General features: G+C 38.1%; 19 protein-coding genes. 7 read left to right on the top strand and 12 right to left on the bottom strand.

The window, feature by feature from the left end; all coding sequences use genetic code 11:
• Positions 1-47 precede the first annotated feature (47 nt).
• The 3 genes from AAOP42_RS09560 to AAOP42_RS09550 all read right to left on the bottom strand — a co-directional run bounded on the left by AAOP42_RS09560 (position 48) and on the right by AAOP42_RS09550 (position 1,469).
• Positions 48-764, bottom strand: coding sequence for a hypothetical protein (locus AAOP42_RS09560; protein ID WP_349528272.1), 717 nt, complete (start codon positions 762-764; stop codon positions 48-50).
• A 138-nt stretch (positions 765-902) separates the two neighbouring features.
• Complete coding sequence (locus AAOP42_RS09555; protein ID WP_349528271.1) at positions 903-1,256, bottom strand: MmcQ/YjbR family DNA-binding protein; 354 nt, start codon at positions 1,254-1,256, stop codon at positions 903-905.
• A gap of 3 nt (positions 1,257-1,259) precedes the next feature.
• Positions 1,260-1,469, bottom strand: a complete 210-nt coding sequence (locus AAOP42_RS09550; protein ID WP_349528270.1) for a DUF6728 family protein — start codon at positions 1,467-1,469, stop codon at positions 1,260-1,262.
• A gap of 182 nt (positions 1,470-1,651) precedes the next feature.
• Here AAOP42_RS09550 and AAOP42_RS09545 point away from each other — a divergent pair, with 182 nt between their 5' ends.
• Positions 1,652-2,251, top strand: a complete 600-nt coding sequence (locus AAOP42_RS09545) for a hypothetical protein (RefSeq protein ID WP_349528269.1) — start codon at positions 1,652-1,654, stop codon at positions 2,249-2,251.
• 5 nt (positions 2,252-2,256) lie between these two features.
• On the opposite strand, the gene ispG is transcribed toward AAOP42_RS09545, so the two are convergent.
• Positions 2,257-4,212 carry a (E)-4-hydroxy-3-methylbut-2-enyl-diphosphate synthase gene (gene ispG / locus AAOP42_RS09540; RefSeq protein ID WP_349528268.1) on the bottom strand — a complete coding sequence of 652 codons (1,956 nt, stop codon included), beginning with the start codon at positions 4,210-4,212 and terminating at the stop codon, positions 2,257-2,259.
• Between the two features lie 254 nt (positions 4,213-4,466).
• Here ispG and AAOP42_RS09535 point away from each other — a divergent pair, with 254 nt between their 5' ends.
• The gene (locus AAOP42_RS09535; RefSeq protein ID WP_349528267.1) at positions 4,467-7,046 is read left to right on the top strand and encodes a zinc-dependent metalloprotease; all 2,580 of its coding nucleotides are present in this window, start codon (positions 4,467-4,469) and stop codon (positions 7,044-7,046) included.
• A gap of 51 nt (positions 7,047-7,097) precedes the next feature.
• On the opposite strand, the gene AAOP42_RS09530 is transcribed toward AAOP42_RS09535, so the two are convergent.
• The 6 genes from AAOP42_RS09530 to AAOP42_RS09505 form a co-directional block, all read right to left on the bottom strand.
• Entirely contained in the window at positions 7,098-7,808 is a 711-nt protein-coding gene (locus AAOP42_RS09530) for an SDR family oxidoreductase (protein ID WP_349528266.1), read from the bottom strand.
• Positions 7,809-7,915: 107 nt separating this feature from the next.
• Positions 7,916-8,377, bottom strand: a complete 462-nt coding sequence (locus tag AAOP42_RS09525) for a peroxiredoxin (RefSeq protein WP_349528265.1) — start codon at positions 8,375-8,377, stop codon at positions 7,916-7,918.
• A 101-nt stretch (positions 8,378-8,478) separates the two neighbouring features.
• Positions 8,479-9,384 (bottom strand): nucleotidyltransferase family protein, encoded by a 906-nt coding sequence (locus AAOP42_RS09520; RefSeq protein ID WP_349528264.1) that lies wholly within the window; start codon positions 9,382-9,384, stop codon positions 8,479-8,481.
• A 46-nt stretch (positions 9,385-9,430) separates the two neighbouring features.
• Positions 9,431-10,429, bottom strand: coding sequence for a bifunctional 3-deoxy-7-phosphoheptulonate synthase/chorismate mutase (locus tag AAOP42_RS09515; RefSeq protein ID WP_349528263.1), 999 nt, complete (start codon positions 10,427-10,429; stop codon positions 9,431-9,433).
• Complete coding sequence (locus AAOP42_RS09510) at positions 10,426-11,433, bottom strand: CBS domain-containing protein (protein ID WP_349528262.1); 1,008 nt, start codon at positions 11,431-11,433, stop codon at positions 10,426-10,428. The genes AAOP42_RS09515 and AAOP42_RS09510 overlap by 4 nt, the downstream gene beginning before the upstream one ends.
• 315 nt (positions 11,434-11,748) lie before the next feature.
• Positions 11,749-12,570 (bottom strand): hypothetical protein, encoded by an 822-nt coding sequence (locus AAOP42_RS09505; protein ID WP_349528261.1) that lies wholly within the window; start codon positions 12,568-12,570, stop codon positions 11,749-11,751.
• A gap of 227 nt (positions 12,571-12,797) precedes the next feature.
• Between AAOP42_RS09505 and AAOP42_RS09500 the strand changes: the two genes are divergently transcribed.
• The gene (locus AAOP42_RS09500) at positions 12,798-13,631 is read left to right on the top strand and encodes a 3-keto-disaccharide hydrolase (protein WP_349528260.1); all 834 of its coding nucleotides are present in this window, start codon (positions 12,798-12,800) and stop codon (positions 13,629-13,631) included.
• A 101-nt stretch (positions 13,632-13,732) separates the two neighbouring features.
• Here the strand turns inward: AAOP42_RS09500 and AAOP42_RS09495 are convergent, their stop codons facing one another.
• A complete protein-coding gene (locus tag AAOP42_RS09495; protein WP_349528259.1) occupies positions 13,733-14,818 on the bottom strand; it encodes an amidohydrolase family protein in 1,086 nt (361 codons plus the stop codon).
• A 179-nt stretch (positions 14,819-14,997) separates the two neighbouring features.
• Here AAOP42_RS09495 and AAOP42_RS09490 point away from each other — a divergent pair, with 179 nt between their 5' ends.
• A complete protein-coding gene (locus AAOP42_RS09490; RefSeq protein WP_349528258.1) occupies positions 14,998-15,669 on the top strand; it encodes an ABC transporter ATP-binding protein in 672 nt (223 codons plus the stop codon).
• The gene (locus AAOP42_RS09485) at positions 15,659-16,063 is read left to right on the top strand and encodes a 3-hydroxyacyl-ACP dehydratase FabZ family protein (protein WP_349528257.1); all 405 of its coding nucleotides are present in this window, start codon (positions 15,659-15,661) and stop codon (positions 16,061-16,063) included. Before AAOP42_RS09490 ends, AAOP42_RS09485 begins: the two co-directional genes overlap by 11 nt.
• Before the next feature lie 47 nt (positions 16,064-16,110).
• On the opposite strand, the gene gyrB is transcribed toward AAOP42_RS09485, so the two are convergent.
• Positions 16,111-18,069, bottom strand: a complete 1,959-nt coding sequence (gyrB, locus tag AAOP42_RS09480; RefSeq protein WP_349528256.1) for a DNA topoisomerase (ATP-hydrolyzing) subunit B — start codon at positions 18,067-18,069, stop codon at positions 16,111-16,113.
• Positions 18,070-18,400: 331 nt separating this feature from the next.
• On the opposite strand from gyrB, the gene murB reads away from it, so the two are divergent.
• Positions 18,401-19,420, top strand: a complete 1,020-nt coding sequence (gene murB / locus AAOP42_RS09475; protein ID WP_349528255.1) for a UDP-N-acetylmuramate dehydrogenase — start codon at positions 18,401-18,403, stop codon at positions 19,418-19,420.
• Positions 19,421-19,575: 155 nt separating this feature from the next.
• Positions 19,576-20,121 (top strand): EF-hand domain-containing protein, encoded by a 546-nt coding sequence (locus AAOP42_RS09470; protein ID WP_349528254.1) that lies wholly within the window; start codon positions 19,576-19,578, stop codon positions 20,119-20,121.
• Positions 20,122-20,191: the final 70 nt, after the last annotated feature.

The following is a 20,191-nucleotide window of genomic DNA, read 5'->3' as shown; positions in this document are numbered from 1 at the left end:
TGATCAACAAAACCTATAATAGGATTGATATAATTATGGGATCAGGATTATTGTCCTTCGGTTTCTTCTGTTTCTACTGGTTCACCTTCAGGTTCGGTTTCTTCTTCCTTTGATTTTTTCTTTTTCTTTAAAAAACCGGGAACCAGCTTTTTACCTGAAGAAGCTGTAGTATCACTTTCAACGATCGTTTCTTCTACCTTTTCTTCCACGGGTTTTGGGGGAGGTCTTTTATCTACCAACATTTCCCCAAAATACTTGTTGTAGTAAATCTGCTCAGTACTGTAGGGATTTCTCTGATCGTAACGGTACTTATATTTTGGTCCTTGTGGTTCGGTATTGTTAGAAGCTACTACGTCTGGTACAATTGCCAACGAATCTGTTGTCAATGAGTCTGAATTCGCAAAATCGCTTGCGATGAATTCTCCTTCATCCATCAAATCTAAAGTATCGCCGGGATGCACAAACAATGAATCTTTGGCTGGTGGCCCCAGCTGATTCTTTTTCGGAGCAGTTCTGAGGTCATAGTTTTTTCTGAAAAAATCAAAGAAACGATATTTCTCACTAATACCATATTTGTTTCTCCTTGACGCTATCTGAAATTTTGGTAATGAATCTTCTCCAAATAATGAGTATTTAGCCATTCGTATGGAGTCATTCAAAATATAAGTACTTTGAAATGCAGGGCATATCACCTTGTCCTTACAAGAAGATACGACAAGCCCAATGGCAATTGCTATAGTATATACTATATATCTCACTGCCACGTAAGAAAATTTAGGTAGAGTATCATAACACAAAGTACTAACTGCCAAAAATGTAAAATATTTTCTACAATAGGGAATGATTTGGGTTTTAAATTATTGGAATACACCGCCTTTTCGAAGGTAAAAAAGACTATTTTTTTAAGATTGGTTAATCTTTTCTCTTTCTGCTTTTGGCAGTTTATCTACAACCAACTGATATGAAAGATCAGTCCATTCTTTGATTTGGTCATCACTCAGGCTACCATCCATCAGTACAGTATTCCAATGCTTTTTATTCATGTGGTAGCCGGGAATAACAGCCGGGTAAGTTTCTCTCAGTTCCACAGCCATTTCAGGGTCGCACTTAAGGTTGACACTTGCGAATGCTTCTACGTTTGTAAGGGCAAACATTTTTCCCATTACTTTAAATACCAGAGTATTGACATCAAATGGAAATTCCTCTGTTACAAAAGGCTTGGAAATACAATAGTTTCTATATGATTCGATATCCATAGATCAGTGAAAAAATACTTTTTTGAGAATGAAAAAAGTCATTCCAAGTAAAAAAGCAATAATCGAAAATTTATTTACACCGTGCATCATTCTCAGGTTGATGTTGGTCTCTTTTTTATCACTTTTTTTTCTAAAGAAATAAGTGAAAACCTCCCCTATAGAAAAATACTCTTTGATCGAGCTTTCGTCTTTTTGTGGTTTGTCGCTTTTCATACCATTTTTTGACTAAGTTAAATGGAAAGCCTGGTTACGAAAAAGCTTTAATGGATTTTATTCATTGGCCAGGCTGTTGATGCAAACGCATCTATGAGTAACTGTGAAATATAATTTTTTTAATTTAGGGGGCAGTGGTTTATTTCTTGACATCATTACTACAATATCAAACAATAAATCACATGAAAAATTTCTCAATATTCTTTCTGTTTAGCTTGCTGAGTTTCTCTGTTTTAGGTCAGGCAGTAACCCTCGAACCTGACTCACTCACAAAGAAGTCTGTCATTAAAATCGAATTCTTTTCACCACTTACCGGCAATACTACTTTTGGCTATGAGCGATACCTGAAAAACTTTACCAGTATAGAAGCTAAAATAGGAATTATTGGGTTGGGTAAAAAAATAGATGAACCCTACAGGGATAATGGAGTATTCGTTAAAGTAGGCCCTAAATTCAAATTAAAACCAGCTTATGCCACTGAAGGTACATTTGGAACGCATTTGCTGAGAGGGTCTTATATCCGACCTGAACTTGCACTATCTATATTTGGACATGAAGAATTTGACAGATCATCAAAATCAATTACTGCAGCAGCTTTGCTCATCAATTATGGGAAGCAAGTCGTACTGGGTAAAATAATGTCCCTGGACTGGCATGTTGGCTTGGGGTATGGATTTTCCAACGATGACGATCAAGGATATTTTTATGGGTTTTCAGCAGGAGACAATGACTTTCCCATGGCGTTTAGTGCTGGATTTACCTTAGGAGTATTGTTGAAATAAGATCATCATGTGAGCACTGGTTGGGCTTCCGGCTCAACCCATGCTCCATCTGATTTTATTATTTCGATCAGCTCATCGACAGCATGAGCGGAAGGTACGGATCTTTTAATGACTTCCTGACCTTTGTATAATGTGATTTTTCCTTTGCCCGATCCTACATAGCCATAATCAGCATCGGCCATCTCTCCAGGGCCATTTACAATACAGCCCATAATGCCTATTTTCACCCCTTTTAAATGATCGGTTCGTTTTCTGATCATTGCGGTAGTTTCTTGCAAGTCGAACAAAGTACGGCCACAAGAAGGACAGGAAATGTATTCCGTTTTGGTCATTCGAGTTCTTGCTGCCTGCAAAATTCCAAATGCAGTGCTATTGGATAATTTGGTTTGACATTTTCCTTCGGCCATTAAGTTTAGCATTGCACCATCTCCCAAGCCATCAATTAACAGCCCTCCTATATCTGTAGCGGCATATAATTGAAATTGCTCTTCAGTTAATCCGGCATAGTTTCTGCGGATAATTACAGGTAGATTCACTTCGCTTCGTATCAATTCGAATATAAGATATCGAAGTGAGGCCATAGCATGATCTTCGGTGGTACTTAAAAGTAACACTATGTTTTGATCTTTTTTTATCTTATTAATAAAAGAGATATCATTTGTATCTATTGCAACAAAATTTAACTCAGGATGCAATGGAATATTTTCATTAAACTCTTTTGTACTTAATAATGGATATATGTTCTGCTTATTCTGATTTTCACCCCAGTAGATATAATTTACAATTTCTTTCAGGCCATTTGGCAACATGAAAGAAACAGGGTGATTTCCGGTAAAGACAAAATCTGCCCCGGTATCATTCATCCTCCATTTGTCTGGTTCGGGCAAGTAAAAGTGCCCGATATTCTTCAAATCTTGAATTTCTATATTTTCTAAATGGCTTAGATCAGCAACCACACGTGGTACATTCTGACCACCAATATTTAGAATTTCACGTGTTTCTCTTTTATGGTAAGCAAACGGGTCTATCGGATTTTTTTCTACAATGGCCTGCTCTTTTGAAACTGTTCTTGTCAAATATCTATCAACCAATGCCTGAGCTACCGGAGCTTCAAATTCCGGTTCTTCGGTCAGTGACACCCTAACAGTGTCACCTATGCCATCTTCGAGTAGCGTACCAATCCCTACAGCAGATTTTATACGGCCATCTTCACCATCCCCTGCTTCTGTTACACCCAAGTGAATGGGGTATGGTTTCAAACCTTCTTCCTTCAGTTTTTGAACCAGCAGTCTGTACGCCTGAACCATTACTCTGGTATTGCTGGATTTCATAGACAATACTATGTCGTAGTATTCCAGTTCTTCACAAATTCTTAAAAACTCTAAAGCAGACTCTACCATTCCTAATGGAGTGTCTCCAAACCTGCTCATTATCCGATCTGAAAGGGAACCATGATTGGTACCAATTCTCATTGCAGTACCGTGCTCTTTACATATTTTCACTAAAGGAGTGAACTTCTCCTTTATCCTTATTAGTTCCTGTGCATAAGATTCATCAGAATATTCGATGTTTTCAAATTTCTTTTTATCAGCATAATTTCCTGGGTTTACCCGAACTTTTTCCACAATTTTGGCTGCCAGCTCCGCTGCATTTGGTGTGAAATGAATGTCGGCTATCAAAGGAGTTTGGTAACCTTTATGTCGAAGCTCTTTTTTTATGTTTTCCAGATTCTGAGCTTCTTTGATGCTCGGTGCTGTAATTCTTACATACTCACATCCGGATTCAATCATCCGAATGGACTGAGCCACAGAATTTTTCGTATCCATGGTATCTACAGTAGTCATCGATTGGATGCGAATGGGATTTCTTCCACCCATAGGAACATTTCCTATTTTCACTTCTACTGTTTCTCTTCTAAGGTAAGAGATTAAGCTGCGACAGTATTTTTTAGCTATTTCCATTGATATGCAAATCTAATATGACCAAAATGGAATTACGACAATTGCAGTTTGAAATATATCATGTGGTCATGTGTGAGCTTTGTATGTTGTTTGTGAAATGAGAATAATCTATTGTTTCCTGTGCTATTAACCTTTATTTTTCTTCAATTGAGCTACTTATCAATGAATATTACCGCTTAAATTCTTGTGATGTGACAGATCAAACAAGTACTTTAAATTACGCATCTATAATTTTCACTTTAACCTATAGATTGATGAAAAACAAGGTTTTATATCTTATTGGATTGGTATTGGTTGCCATGATTGTAGCTACACCTGATGTGGAGGCACAAAAAAAGAAAAAGAAAAAAGATGAAGCGGCAGAAAAAACTACCACAGAAAAAAAGGAAGATAAGGGACCAAAAAAAGTAGCGGATGCGATCAAAAAGCATGAAGCTATAGATGGTTTGTTTACTTTTTATAGAGACTCCACTTCCGGGAGTCTTAAGATACTTATCAAAGAAGATCAGTTCGATAAAGAATACATTCATTTCTATTATTTCGAAAATGGGATAGTAGAAGGGCGTATGAACAAAGGAAGTTTCCGTGGTTCACAGATATTTAAAATCCGGAAGTATTATGATAAAATTGAATTTGTCAGTCAAAATACCTCGTTGTATTTCGATCCTGAGAATCCTTTGAGCAGGGCGGCTGATGCCAATATATCTAATGCCATCATGTTTTCCGGAAAAATAGAAGCTGGAAGCCCGGAAGAAGGGCAATACCTGATAAAAGCAGATGCGTTATTTTTGAAAGATGTACTGGGTGTTATTGATGTGACGGCATTTTCAAAAGATCCTAAAGCCTTTAAACTTGGTGGATTGAGTAGTGATAAAACAAAATATGTTGACATCAGAAACTATGAAGAAAACTCAGATGTAGTTGTAGAATATACATTTGACAATAAAAAACCCAATCCAATTGATACTGATGCCATTACTGACTCGAGATACATCAGTGTTCAGGTACAGCATAGTTTTATAGCAGTACCTGAAAATAATTATCAGGCGAGGATAGACGACCCCAGAGTTGGTTATTTTACTACTAAAGTGACAGATATGACCACCAAAGAAGCTGTACCTTATATGGATTTGGTGCATAGATGGAATCTGGAAAAGAAAGACAAGAATGCCACCCTGTCCGAACCTGTAGAACCAATTACCTGGTGGATAGAGAATACCACGCCTTACGAATTCAGAGATGCCATAAAAAAAGGAGTATTGGCATGGAACAAGGCTTTTGAGCAGGCAGGCTTTAAGAATGCAATGGCAGTAAAAGTGCAGCCTGATACAGCTACCTGGGATGCTGGTGATATTAACTATAATGTGTTGAGATGGACTTCTTCTGCTAATCCTCCATTCGGTGGATATGGGCCAAGTTTTGTCAATCCACGTACGGGACAAATTTTAGGTGCTGATATCATGCTTGAGTTTGTACACCATACCAACAGGGTGAAATACGACAAGCTTTTCAATATTACCAGTGGCTATTCTTATAATACATATGAGATAAGCTCTGAAGAACTGACTCCAGAACTTTGCAGCATGGGATATCTGACTCAATCAAATACCCTTTTCGGACAAGCACTATTGATGGCGGAAGGAGCCTCAAAGGAAGATTTGAAAGGAATGCAGGAAGAATCCATGATTGCATTGACAATGCATGAAGTTGGCCATACCTTGGGACTCAATCACAACATGAAAGCTAGCCAGAGGTTTACACCCGAGCAGCTTGCTGATAAAAATTTTATAAAAGGGAAATGTCTGACTGGTTCTGTGATGGACTACACTGCCATCAATTTAACCCTTGGCAGAAGCAAACAGGGACAATACTATGATGTGGCAGTAGGCCCTTATGATAAATGGGCGATTGAATTTGGATATTCTGTTGTTAATACAGATGATGAATTGGAAAAAATCCTTTCTAAATCTACAGATCCGGAATTGATTTTTGGAAATGATGCAGATGATATGCGGTCAGCCGGAAAAGCAATAGATCCAAGAGTGATGATTGGAGACCTTTCCAATGATCAGATAAGCTATTCCATTGACAGGTTTAAAATTGTGAACAACCTGATGGGAAAAATCAAAGAAAAGTACAGTGTTGAAGGAAAATCCTATCAGGAGCTGACACAGGCATTTAGCATATTGTCCGGTCAATATGCCATTGCAGGCAGGGTGATCTCCAGATTTATTGGTGGTGTCTATGTGGACAGGTCAATGGTGGGCCAGCAAGAGACAGTTAAACCATATACTCCTGTTGCTTATGCAGACCAAAAAAGGGCAATGAATGCTCTTTCTGAATACATTTTTTCTCCTGATGCATATGCCGTTCCTTCTGAGTTGTACAACTATATGGCATTGCAACGCAGAGGATTTAATTTCTTTTCGGGCCCGGAAGATCCAAAGCTGCATGCAAGGGTATTGTCCTCTCAAAAAGATATTTTGTCTCACATTCTTCATGTGAACACTTTGCAAAGAATTTCTGATAGTGAATTATATGGAAACAAATACAGCCTTTCTGAATACATGGCTGATCTTAACAATGCTATTTTTAAGGCGGATGCCTATAAATCAGTAAATTCTTTCAGGCAAAACCTCCAAATAGAATATGTGAAAAGACTTATTGGGATAATAGATGCTAAAAGTGCCTATACTAACATGGCAAAGTCGATGGCACTCTACAATCTTAAGTCGATTAAAAAAACGGCCAGTAGTGCTTATGGTGATACTGCAAGCAAGGCTCACCGCCAGCACATTGCTTTTTTGATCGATAAAGCGTTGGATCAGGATTAAAAGTTTAAGAACAACCTTCCAAAGGTTTCAAATCTTTGGAAGGTTTTAAGATCAAATATCTCCTAACTGTGGACGGATGATTAAGTCCTCTACCACTGAATTTCTGGATAACGAATAGGCAGACCATACCGCTTCTGCCACATCTTCAGGCTTGATAAATCTATCTTCAGGCAGGTCAACACCATCCCAGCTTGCTGTATAAGTCGCTCCGGGCAGCACAGCAGTAACTCTGATGCCATGTGGCTTTAGCTCTTCCCTCAATCCTTTAGACATACCATACATCGCAAATTTTGAAATACTGTATGAACCTCCATTGGGATAGGCCATTTTACTAGCCACTGAACAGATATTAAAAATATCTCCTGATTTGCTTGCGATCATTCCCTGAATCAAACTTCTTGTCAAATGATAAGCACTGTAGAGATTAGTATTTATCATGAATTCCAAACTACCTTCTTTTTCCGTGCTCATTTCACCTGGAAGAAAAACTCCGGCATTATTTACCAATACATCCACATGATCTGATTTTGTTTGGATGTATTTCGCAAAATCTATCACTTCATCTTTTTTAGACAAATCAGATTTAAAAGTGAATAGTTTTCCCTGATAAGTAGCTGCAACAGTTTCATCTTTTAGTGCATCCAAATCGTTTTGGTTTCGGGAACAAGTGATGACATCAAATCCATTTTCCATAAATTTGGCGACAATGGCTTTTCCTATTCCTTTGGTTCCTCCTGATACGACTGCTGTTTTATTTGGCATTTGTTTGATTTTATGGTGTAGATGACTACAAATAAAAGCTTTCGAAGGTTTCAATCAAAACCATCTAGCCGTTTTCGGGACAGATTAATGATTGATTTAGGAATGTTTTACTCCATGGATTTGATAATCCGAAGGGATTCTTCTACGTGCTTTTCAGCATTAAAAAGGGAATTGAATACGTGTCTGACAACTCCGTTTTTATCTATAATGTAGGTAACCCGACCGGAAATAAGCCCTAATACAGAACGGGGGACACCAAAGAGTTTTTCTACTTCACCCTTTTCATCGCTGAGCAAGATGAAATTGAGATTGTATTTTTTTGCAAATTTAAGATGAGAAGCAGGGGAATCTGAACTAATGCCGATAATCTCTGTACCGTATTCTCCAAAAACGTCGTATTGATCTCTAAAGGAGCAAGCTTCCTTGGTGCAGCCCGGAGTGTCATCTTTTGGATAAAAGTAGATGACCAATGGTTGTCCAATTTTATTCGTAATAGAAACCTCTTTACTGTTTTGATCTAACAAGGTGAAGTTTGGAATGGTGTCTCCCACACTGATTTTATTTGGCATTTGAAAGGTATCTTTTATTTCAAGGGTATTATCATATTCGGTTAATGGTAATTCTATTGAAGCATATAAAAAGCCACAAATTAGTAATTGCCAACTGATCGTCATTTCCACAACGGACTTTTATATTTTCCTTCCTTTACGAATTCTGATAATTTTTCTACAACAACTGGACGGTCTTCTTTATAGGTCACTCCAAACCACTTGGCTTTTGAATGCAATACAGAAACAGTGATTTTACCGTCTTTGATCATTTTGTCAATGACAGACGGAATTTGAAATTCGTCTTTGGTGAGGTTAGGAGTGGAGGATAGAAAGGACTGAAATTGCTCATGCATTTCTTTGAAAATATTGGGATTAAATCCCCAAAAATTCATTGATGCCAGACCTTCCTTTACTTCTACATTTTCATCAGAGTCACTTGAACATAAAATTTTATTCCCATCAGCGAAAATATTGTGGGTTTCAGTTATTGAAGTCAAATAACCATTGTCATCGCTTACAGATATTCCTCTGGAGACTTTGCCATTGTCTGACAAAGTATTGATCAAATCATAACCGACCATACTGTATTTGGAAGAGTCCTTTATTGCTACAGTTGAAAGGAAGTCTGCCATTGTCTTAAATGCATCACGACCATAAAAATCATCCGCATTAATCATGGCAAATGGGGTACCAATCAATTTCTCAGCCGATAAAATAGCATGAGCAGTGCCCCAAGGCTTCAACCTTTCAGATTGAATGTTATCGCTTATATGCTCAACGAACAAATCCTGATAAGCATAGGAAATCAGTGAAGGATCAATATTTGTATTGGACATGATCTCAATGGTATCGGCTTCAACCTGTTTGTTAATTACTAAGACCACTTTACCAAAACCGCTTTGTAGCGCATCGTGGATGCTGTATTCCATAATGGTTTCCCCCGAAGGGCCCATTTCACTTACTTGTTTTGCTCCGCCAAACCGGCTGCCTCTTCCTGCTGCAAGTACTAATAATGTTGGTTTCATTTACTGAGTTAAAGGTTTGAAAGTAGAAAAGTATAAAGGTTTTGGATTAGATGATATTTCTACCAACAGCATTGGCTACTGGCTGTAAGCTTTCGAACATTGTAGTGAATTGATCAAAATTCAGTTGTTGTGCTGCGTCTGATTTGGCGACTGAAGGGTCAGGGTGACTTTCTATTAAAAGCCCGTCAACACCCATAGCCACACAGGCACGGGTTAAGTCTGCAATGCCGTAACGATAGCCCAGTGCATGACTGGGATCTAATATGACGGGCAAATTGGTGTTTTCTTTCAACCAGGCCACTCCGCACAAATCCAGCGTAAACCTTGTTTTGGTTTCAAAAGTCCTGATGCCTCTTTCGCAAAGCATTACATTTTCATTGCCACCTGACAGTACAAATTCGGCAGACTGAACAAACTCTTGTAGTGTCGTTCCAAAACCTCGTTTGATCAATACCAGTTTGCCTGATTTGCCACATTTCCTTAAGATGCCCTGATCGTACATGGCTTTTGCCCCAACCTGAATGATATCAGAATATTCGATTACCTCATCTATATGAGTAGAATCCCTCACTTCTGTGATGATGTTGTAGCCATACTCATCACGGATTTTGCTAAGCATTTTCAATCCTTCCAAGCCCAGACCTTGGAATGAGTAGGGAGAAGTTCTCGGCTTATAGCATCCAGCTCTTAGGGTAGTCAGGTTGTGTTTTTTTAATAACTCTGCACTTTGAGTAATTTGCTCCATCGACTCGATAGAACATGGCCCGGTGATCATCAAAGTATTGTTTGTTTTCCCACCGATTTTTGCTTTGCCTAAGGTGATCTCCCTGAGTTCAGGTCGGTAGTCTTTGCTCGCCAACTGGATGTCGGAGCTCATTGCAAAATATTCATCGGCATAAGGTTCCAGTTCAGGATTGATTTCTTTTTGTGCCGATCCTGTGATCAATACGTAGAACCCGTCTTTTTTATAATAAATGGCAGAAGCTTTGGCTGCCAGTTCTATTGCTTTGTCGTCGGATATGTTTTCTTTTAAGTGGATGATCATGATTCGCTTCTTATTAAGTTGATGAACGAAAGCCCCCCTGTCAGTTTATTTTGGTCATTGACCACTGGCAGAAAGGATATTAAAAATTTCTTTGATTGAATTAAATGTAGTAACTCTGAAATCGTGCTGTTTTCATTGATGGTCACGGGATTTCTATTGATGATGTCCTCCGATTCTATGGCGTTGAGGTCATCCAAATGTCTGAGCATTCCATGACGTACGTCGGCATTACTGGATAAGCCGACAAACTCTCCTGTACTTTTTGTAATAAAAGTAAACCCCAGATTGTAATCGTCTATTTGACGAATGATGTCGGTCATTTTATAATCACCATCGACAAGCGTAGGGCAATTTTCTACCGGAATTGCAAAATCCTTCACTTTAAAATCGGAATGAATAATTGAGCTTTTTAGATGAAGCAATGCTGTCGCAATCGACTCATGATTGACAAGATACGAACCTGAAACTACAGAATTCACGCCCATCATTCTCAGGATAAAACCAACTTCATCGTTTACCCCTCCATCTACTTCTATGGACTTTCCCGGATAATTGTTTCTAAAATCTCGTACTTTTCTGAAATTGTCAGGTCTGAATTTACCACCACTTTGACCCGGCGTAGTGGTCATGATCAGCACAAAATCACAATCGTCTTTGTACTCTTCGAATACATCAACACTCGTATCTGACACTATTGCCAATCCAAATTGGGTGTCATTGGTTTCTGGAAAATCAAGTTTTCCTTTTATGTTTTCATACTGAAAAGAGACAAACTCTATTTTGTGTTCCAGTATTTTATCAAAATACTTTTCAGGTGTATCACTGATGATGTGCATGTCAATAGGAGTGCTGCTGACTTTCCTGATTCTACTTACATCGTCGAATACCAAAAGGTCGTCATTGCAATCGACATGAAAATAGTCGATATGGCAACTGTCCAGTTCTTGAGCCAAATCTTCAACTGTTCTTTCTTTATTGGAGTAAATAGAAGCGGAAATCTTCATTCGTGATAGTTAAGCCTTTTTAGAATCTGAATCTATTTTCACCACTAAAAGGGTTCTAAATGACAATTCAGTATAGTTATTTCATTTCACCGCAATGTTAATAATATAATTATTGAATTTGAGTAAATTCATAAACGAGTAGTCTTTATTGGTAATAAAGATTAAAAGTATTGACATCTTCAATATAACCGTGGGAATGAATTTGTCATGTCGTCCGCATGGAGTTTTCAGGTATTATGACCATCATCATCTGGCAGGCAAAAAGTAATGAATCCTAAATTGTGGATGGAATCAGGTCAGGGCACTAAATGTTTTTTATTTTTTATTGAAGGGAAAAGTGACCGCAGAGGATTCTGTATCTCCTTCCAGATAAATGAAATAATCACCTCTTTTTAGTTTTCTGAGTGGAATAACCTTCCCTGATCCGCTCACTATAACGTTTCCCTTCAAATCCATGATTTGATAATCTGCATACTGCGATAATACCATTTCATCTATGACCGATTTAGGAGAAAAAGTAATTGGTTTGGCAAAATAAAACATTTCCACTTCTCCTGAATAGATGTATCTATTGTCTGGAAGAGAGTATTTGATTCGAAATCTATTGCCACCCTTGTCAAATTCGGGAAAATAGATGTAGTCTGCTCCTTCGAATTGTCCTTTGGGTTTTATTGTATTCATAACTTGCCAGTATGTACCATTCAATTTTTCAATGCTGTACAGACCTTCAAGTTTTTCTCCTTTGGTATGCCACCTGATTAAAGAATCGTTTACAACCAGCGAATCAAACTTGAAAGAGCTGTGATACAAAATGGCTTCCGGATTTATAAATTTCGGTTTGCAATTTTCTTTATGCTTGATCATTACCATTACTGGCGCAAAGAGCATCTCTTTTCCGAAATCTAATTTGACCGCAGAAAGCTGTGGGTTGATATATATATCCTGCTTGTTGACGATTATGGTATCAATACAATATTTATGCTCACTTACCAGATATGGATTCTGAATGTAGAGACTCTGACCCTGATACACTCCACTTAGTACAGTTTTTTGACCATTGACAGCATGTTGTACAAGAAAAACCAAAATGAGTAGCAGGTATCTCAAAATCTGTGAAAATGATTTTTGATTTGACATTTAAAACCTTTCTAAGGAACGTTTTGTGTTCAAAGTTCACAAATAAAATTGATAATTCAACCGCATAAATATCAAATCCCTGATTGATATGGAGGGAGTGTTCTAATATCTACAGAATTACTCGTATCATCATTATTCTCTATTGTGGTTCATTAGGGGATGAACCCTAAAGAGGACAGGAACAGACCAGAGCATTGATCAATCAAATAATTATTGTACTTTTAGGCATGAGAATTTCAATATCAACAATACTAAGCGTGTCCGTAATTGCCATGCTTTTTTCCTGCTCAGGCAGTGAATCTAAAATCCAAAATCAGGAACATTGGATTCAATTATTCAATGGTAAAGATCTTTCTGGATGGGATATAAAGTTTTCGGGTCTGGAAATCAATGAAAATTATAAAAACACCTTTAAAGTTGAAGATGGTATTTTGAAAGTGGACTATAGCGAGTACGAAACCTTTGATAAAAAATATGCCCACTTATATTACGAAAAACCCTATTCACATTATCGTTTAAGAATTGAATACCGTTTTGTGGGCGAGCAATTGCCTGGAGGGGAAGTATGGGAAAATTTTAACAGTGGAGTGATGTTGCATTCTCAATCTGCACAAGAGCAACAACTCAATCAGGATTTTCCGGCATCCATAGAACTACAATTTCTCGGTGAAGTGGAAGGGGAAAAGAGAACGAATGGGAATTTAGCTTCTCCCGGGACCCACGTATATGCTGAAGGAGTATTACATAAAAACCACATGCTTTATTCAACCTATAAAGCACCAGCTGGTGAGAAATGGGTCAACATTGAGGCGATTGTATTAGGGGACTCGATCGTACACCATGTAGTAGAAGGCGATACCGCTCTGACCTATACCAAGCCACATATAGGTGGATGGGAGAAGAGGGGTGACAGAAAACGTCCCTGGGTAGATGATTTATCCTGGTTTGTGCAAAATGAAGGGAAATCCTTGAAAGAAGGGTATATCGCACTACAAGCCGAAAGCCATGGAGTACAGTTTAGGAAGATAGAGTTGTTGGATTTGTCAGATCGTTTTAAATAATATGGACGAAGAAACCTGTCAGGTTTGCTCACTTAAACTCATCAAATATTTATAGCCTTAGAGGAGTTGGGGAATGAAACCTGACAGGTTTTTTATAAATATCAAGGAAACAACGACTTGTCAATATTCGGAATCACATTCAAAGCATTTTTGTAATATATTTTCCTCAATACTTCGTCAGATAAATCCAGCCCATACATTTTCCAATAGGCATGGTATTTTTTGTAGTAGGGGAAATACTCGTCTGCAGTTTCCAATACCCGGAAGTAGGTGTAATATTCTTCTTTGTTGTATGAATCCTTGCCAAACATTACCCTGTCCTGATATTTGGTTAGAAATTCTTTTGCTCTTCGGGGTTGCCTGCCAAGCTCTGCAATCACAGCTCCGATTTCCGAATACATATTAGGGTATTTGTCCATCAACTCTCCCAGTTTGTCCAGATTGTTTCCATACCAGCCCAAATGGGCATTGATAAATTTAGTCTTGGGGTGTTTTTTAAATACATTGTGCTGTTCTCCGATGATTTGATCCCATGGAGCAGGATCTGTATCCGATCTTTTTCTTCCGGATCTTAATTTTAATTCAAGCCACCTCTCGTTCTGATCATCGTGGGGAGACCAAAATGGCTTAGGATCGGCTGCATGGATTAGTATCGGGATTCCCAGTTCCCCACATTTGGCCCAGACGGCATCAATTCTAGGGTCGTCAACTGCTATTCTATTTCCATTTTTATCCTTATGATAAAGCCCAAGGCTTTTAAAAATTTTCAAACCGTTTGCCCCGGCTTTTACGTCTTCTTCTAATATTTTCGCTGCATTTTCTGACCAGTTTGGATCGTCTATATTACTGAAATCGATATTGGTGAAAATTATAAACCTGTCTGGATAATTTTCTTTCACGTTTTTGATACCGTTCAGTAAACGCTCTTTACTTCCACGTTTACCACTAAGGTTCACCATTACCTTCATGTTCAGGTCGTTCATTTCACTTACCAACGGGCCAAGGTCACGATCACTGGTGCTTTGATGATTGTGTACGTCGATAAAAGGAAACTTAGCCCTGGTTACTTCATGCTCAGGTACAACCAGTGTCGATGGTGGATTGTATGTCTCAAAGTCCATTGTTTGAGAGAAAATCTGAGATTGAATTAATACTAGAGAAAGTACGGTAAAAATAATTTTATACATAAGTTTAGAATTTTGATTGTCCGTAACAACGAAACAAATTAATTCATTGTTACGACATTGAATGTATTCGCAAAGGCAATAATCAGCAATGTAGTTTTATTTTCAAACTTGGTTCACAAACTTTAAGACGATAAGGCTATATTTGAAAAAAAAGTAGGTTCACTTTTCAGTCAAATTTCATGATTACATTAAAGAATGCTGATAAATACATAGAGTCCAGATTTAGGAGAACTTTTATCTTAAAAGGAATAGACCTTGTGGTCAAAGAGGGAGAATTTGTAAGCATCATGGGGCCATCTGGTTCAGGGAAATCTACTCTGTTGAACATCATAGGAATGCTTGATAAGGCTTCTGCTGGTGAGTATTATTTTCTGGATGAGCCAGTTCATAAATTTAGTGAACGAAAAACCTCAAACCTACACAAAGAGTACATTGGGTTTGTATTTCAGGCTTATCACCTCATCGATGAACTGACTGTATATGAAAACATCGAAACGCCTTTGCTTTATCGGGGAGTAAAAAGTAAAGAAAGACAAAGCCTGGTAGCAGAAATGCTTGATAAATTTCAGATGGTAGCAAAAAAAGACTTGTTTCCTGACCAGCTTTCCGGAGGGCAACAACAACTGGTGGGAGTGGCAAGAGCCCTTATAGGCAAGCCGAAACTGCTTCTGGCAGACGAACCTACGGGAAATCTTCATTCTGAACAAGGGGAAGAAATCATGAATCTGTTTAAAAAACTCAACGATGAAGGTATGACCATCATTCAGGTGACCCATTCAGAGAAAAATGCCGAATACGGATCAAGAATAGTTCGGTTGGAAGATGGTGCAATTGTGAGTGATGGAAAGTAAACTTCTTCCTCATGGAGAAGCTTTTTTATTTTTTGATGAAATTTTATCTGCTAATGTTGATGAAGTAGTAGGTACTTACATTTTCAAACAATCTCATAAGATCTTTCAAGGAAAATCGGATCTGTTGCATGTTCCTCAGGTTATGTTAATAGAATCTATCATCCAATGTGGAGGAGCGGGAGTGCGAAAAACAGGTTTCACAAATGGGTTGTTTGGTTTGGTCAAAGTAGATATCGCTAAATTTCTTGAACCGGTATATTTTGATCAAATGGTAACTTATAAAATCAAAAATATTCATTTGAAAAAGGATCTTATTGTCCAAAAAGGGAAAGGATATATTGATGCAAAACCAGTACTAGAGGCAAGTTGGAGTACGGTGAGGATAAAAAAATAGCGGTTGAGAAAACCCAACCGCTTTGTCTATATTGTTAACTGCAAAAATCACACATCGACTTTTGCATACTTCGCATTTTTCTCAATAAATTCTCTGCGGGGAGCTACCTCATCTCCCATCAATATGGAAAACAAGTGGTCTGCTTCTGCAGCTGAATCGATTGTTACTTGCTTGAGACTTCTAAATTCAGGGTTCATAGTAGTTGTCCAAAGCTGCTCAGGATTCATTTCTCCAAGACCTTTGTACCTTTGTAGCCCTACAGAATCTTCTTTGCCATCCTTAGCCAACTCCCGGGTTACCCTTACACGATCTTCCTCTGACCATGCATATCTTTCTTGTTTTCCTTTCTTTAGTAAATAGAGTGGAGGAAGTGCAATGTATAAATACCCCTTGTCGATCAAATCTCTCATGTATCGGAAAAAGAATGTTAAGATCAAAGTCCTGATATGGCTACCGTCAATATCAGCATCCGTCATGATGATCACTTTGTGGTATCTTAATTTTTGCATGTCTAATGCTTTTTCATCCTGTTCTGTCCCGAATTTAACTCCCAATGCAGTGATCATGTTTTTAATCTCTTCATTGTCGTAAATTCTGTGTTCCTGAGCTTTTTCTACGTTTAAGATTTTACCTCTTAATGGAAGTATAGCCTGAAATTTCCTGTCACGTCCCTGCTTGGCAGATCCACCGGCAGAATCTCCCTCAACAAGGTAGATTTCGCACAAAGAAGGATCTTTTTCAGAGCAATCGGCCAGCTTACCCGGTAAACCAGTTCCTGAAAGTACATTCTTTCTCTGCACCATCTCACGTGCCTTGCGAGCTGCATGTCTTGCCTGAGCAGCTAGAATCACCTTCTGTACTATTAACCTGGCACTTTTAGGGTTTTCTTCAAGGTAGTTGTTGAGAATCTCACTTACTGAAGTATCTACAGCTCCCATGGCGTCAGAGTTACCAAGTTTTGTCTTGGTTTGTCCTTCAAACTGCGGTTCTGCTACTTTTACAGAAATCACTGCTGTTAACCCTTCACGAAAATCATCTCCATTGATATCTATTTTTAATTTATCTAACTGACCAGACTTGTCAGCATAACTTTTCAATGTTCTCGTTAAAGCTCTTCTAAATCCAGCAACGTGAGTACCGCCTTCTATGGTGTTGATGTTGTTCACATACGAAACCACATTTTCACTGTAAGAAGTATTGTAGGAAATTGCAACTTGAACTGGTATTCCACCTTTTTCCCCTTCCATATATATTGGTTCAGGAATTAGTTTTTCCCTTGATACATCCAGGTACTCGACAAACTCAACCAATCCTCCCTCAGATAAAAATAAATCCGACTTGAAACTGCCATCGTCCTCTTTTTCACGGCGATCAGTCAGGTTAATTGTAATTCCAGCATTAAGGAAAGATAATTCTCTCAGTCTGGTAGCTACCGTTTCATATTTATACTCAGTTGAATTAAATATACTGGCATCAGGCCAAAAATGGATGGTGGTGCCATTGATATCAGTAGTGCCAATTTCTTTAACAGGAGCAGTAGGAACTCCAATTTTATAATCTTGTTCGTAAATTTTTCCTTTTCGATGAACTGTCGCTTTAAGATCTGTTGACAAGGCATTCACACAAGAAACACCTACACCGTGTAAACCTCCTGAAACTTTATAGGTGTCTTTATCAAATTTACCTCCGGCGTGAAGTACTGTCATTACCACTTCCAAAGCAGATTTCTTTTCTTTTTCATGGTAATCGGTAGGAATACCACGACCATTGTCTGTTACAGAAACCGAATTGTCTTCGTGAATAGTTACACTGATGGTATCACAATGGCCTGCCAGTGCCTCGTCAATAGAGTTGTCAACGACCTCCCAAATCATGTGATGTAGCCCTTTTGTCCCTACATCTCCAATGTACATCGCTGGTCTTTTTCTTACTGCCTCCAGTCCTTCTAAGACTTGTATATTACTTGCTGAATAATCTCCCTTGTTCGTTTTATTTTCCTCGCTCATGTAGTGATTTTAAAGTGCTGCAAAAATACAAAAATATGCTTCACGTCATAGTCCTTTATTCAATTTTTATCCACATTAAAGAACTTATAATCAATCAGATGATTTTCTTATTCGCTCAAAATAATAAAATAGGAGGCATAAGAAGTGAACAGGCTAAAAATTGATGATGTTTTTAGTGTAAATAATTGATTTTCAATGGAAAGTAGCAGTAGCTAAATGTGCAATGTATTCCCATTTTTGTGGTTTAGATTTTGTTGTAATTTTCTCAAAGGGTAAATAATCTCATTAGTCTGACTAAATTGCAAACCCTTTATAGAGTTGTTTTTAATGTATGCAGAAGACAAAAAAAAACGTTCCCCTTAAGCCTTACAATACTTTTGGCATAGCGGTAAATGCCAGTTATTTCATCGAAATCCATAATGTAGGTGAGCTAATTTCCATTTTAAAAGATGAGCAACACAAAGCACTCCCAAAACTAATTTTGGGAGGAGGGTCAAATGTGTTGTTTACATCCGATTATCAAGGGTTGGTCATTAAAAATTCTATACACGGGATAGAAAGAATAACCGAAGATAATGATAGTGTGGTGTTGAAAGCGGGTGCTGGTGAAGTTTGGCATCAGCTGGTGCTGTATGCTGTGGATAATGGTTATGGTGGAATCGAAAACCTCTCTCTGATACCCGGTACAGTTGGGGCAGCTCCGATGCAAAATATTGGAGCCTACGGAGTAGAGATAAAGGATGTATTTGAGTCTTTGGAGGCATTAAATAAAGAAACTTTTGAAATTGAAACATTCGGACTAGAGGACTGTCAATTCGGATACAGACAGAGTGTATTCAAACTTGGACTAAAGGGCAAATACGTAATCACTTCAGTAAGCCTAAAGCTCTCCAAAAAACCTGTATTGAATACATCTTATGGAGCGATAGAAGAAACGTTAACCTCTGCAGGTATTGCCACACCGACCATTAAAGATGTGAGTCAGGCGGTAATAAAAATCCGACAATCTAAGTTGCCCGATCCTGTAGAAATTGGCAATGCCGGAAGTTTCTTTAAAAATCCAACTATTGGGGCAATAGACTATGAAGGGTTAAAAGCGGAATTTCCTGAAATACCCGGATACGAACTGCCCAACAACGAAGTGAAAGTACCTGCCGCCTGGCTCATACAAAGCTGTGGATGGAAGGGTAAAACTACTGGTGAGATCGGGGTGCATAAAAATCAGGCCCTCGTATTGGTAAACTATGGAAATGGGAAGGGATTAGACCTCAAGAATCTCGCTGTAGAAATCCAACAGTCAGTTGCTGAAAAATTTGGAATAGAACTGGAAATGGAAGTGAACGTGATTTAGGTTCTCATGTACTCTGGTATGGTAAGATGTCGCTTATGGTTAGTTGGAGTAGAAAAGACGATTCTTTTTCTGTCTTTTTATTAATGAAAGTAATACAATATATATCTTACACAGGTAAAATATTTCATACATAAATTTAACATACTTAAAGTATTATGCTTACAGAATTTCAACAAAAAAAAATCGCCAAACTCTTTAAATTTTGGGATGCTAACGGTAATGGAGTATTGGATCAAAAGGACTATGAAGAGGTAGCCGAGAGATTATCTTCAGAAAGGGGATGGGCTCCTGGTACTGATAAATACAATTTTTTGCGCCAGAGACTAATAGAAGACTGGAATGAAGCCAGGAAATTTGCAGATACTAATAATGATAACCAAATAAGCCTTGAAGAATGGCTGGTGTTCTGTGAAGCATTTATGGGAAACAAAGACATGTATCAAATAACCGTGACCAATGTGGCTGATGCGATTATAGATGGTGTAGATGTTGATGAAAATGGGTTAATTGAAGAAAAGGAATGGGAATTACTTTTTAAGGTATATGGTAAACCTAAAGAAGAGGCAACTTATGCTTACGCTATGATGTCCGAAAATGGCACCATTGAAATCGATAAAGCTAAAGTGTTGAGCCTGTTAAACGATTTCTTCTATTCCAATGATGAGGATGCCAAAGGTAACTACATGTTTGGAAAACTGTAATAAGAAACGAATGACGAATTTAGGGCTTGTGGGTAAACTTCTCACAAGCCTTTTTTGTGATTATCAATCA

Source organism: Reichenbachiella sp. MALMAid0571, from assembly GCF_040151475.1.
GTDB lineage: Bacteria > Bacteroidota > Bacteroidia > Cytophagales > Cyclobacteriaceae > CAXBNB01.
Note: the sequence above shows the minus strand (reverse complement) of the source record. Positions and strands in the feature narration are given on the sequence as shown.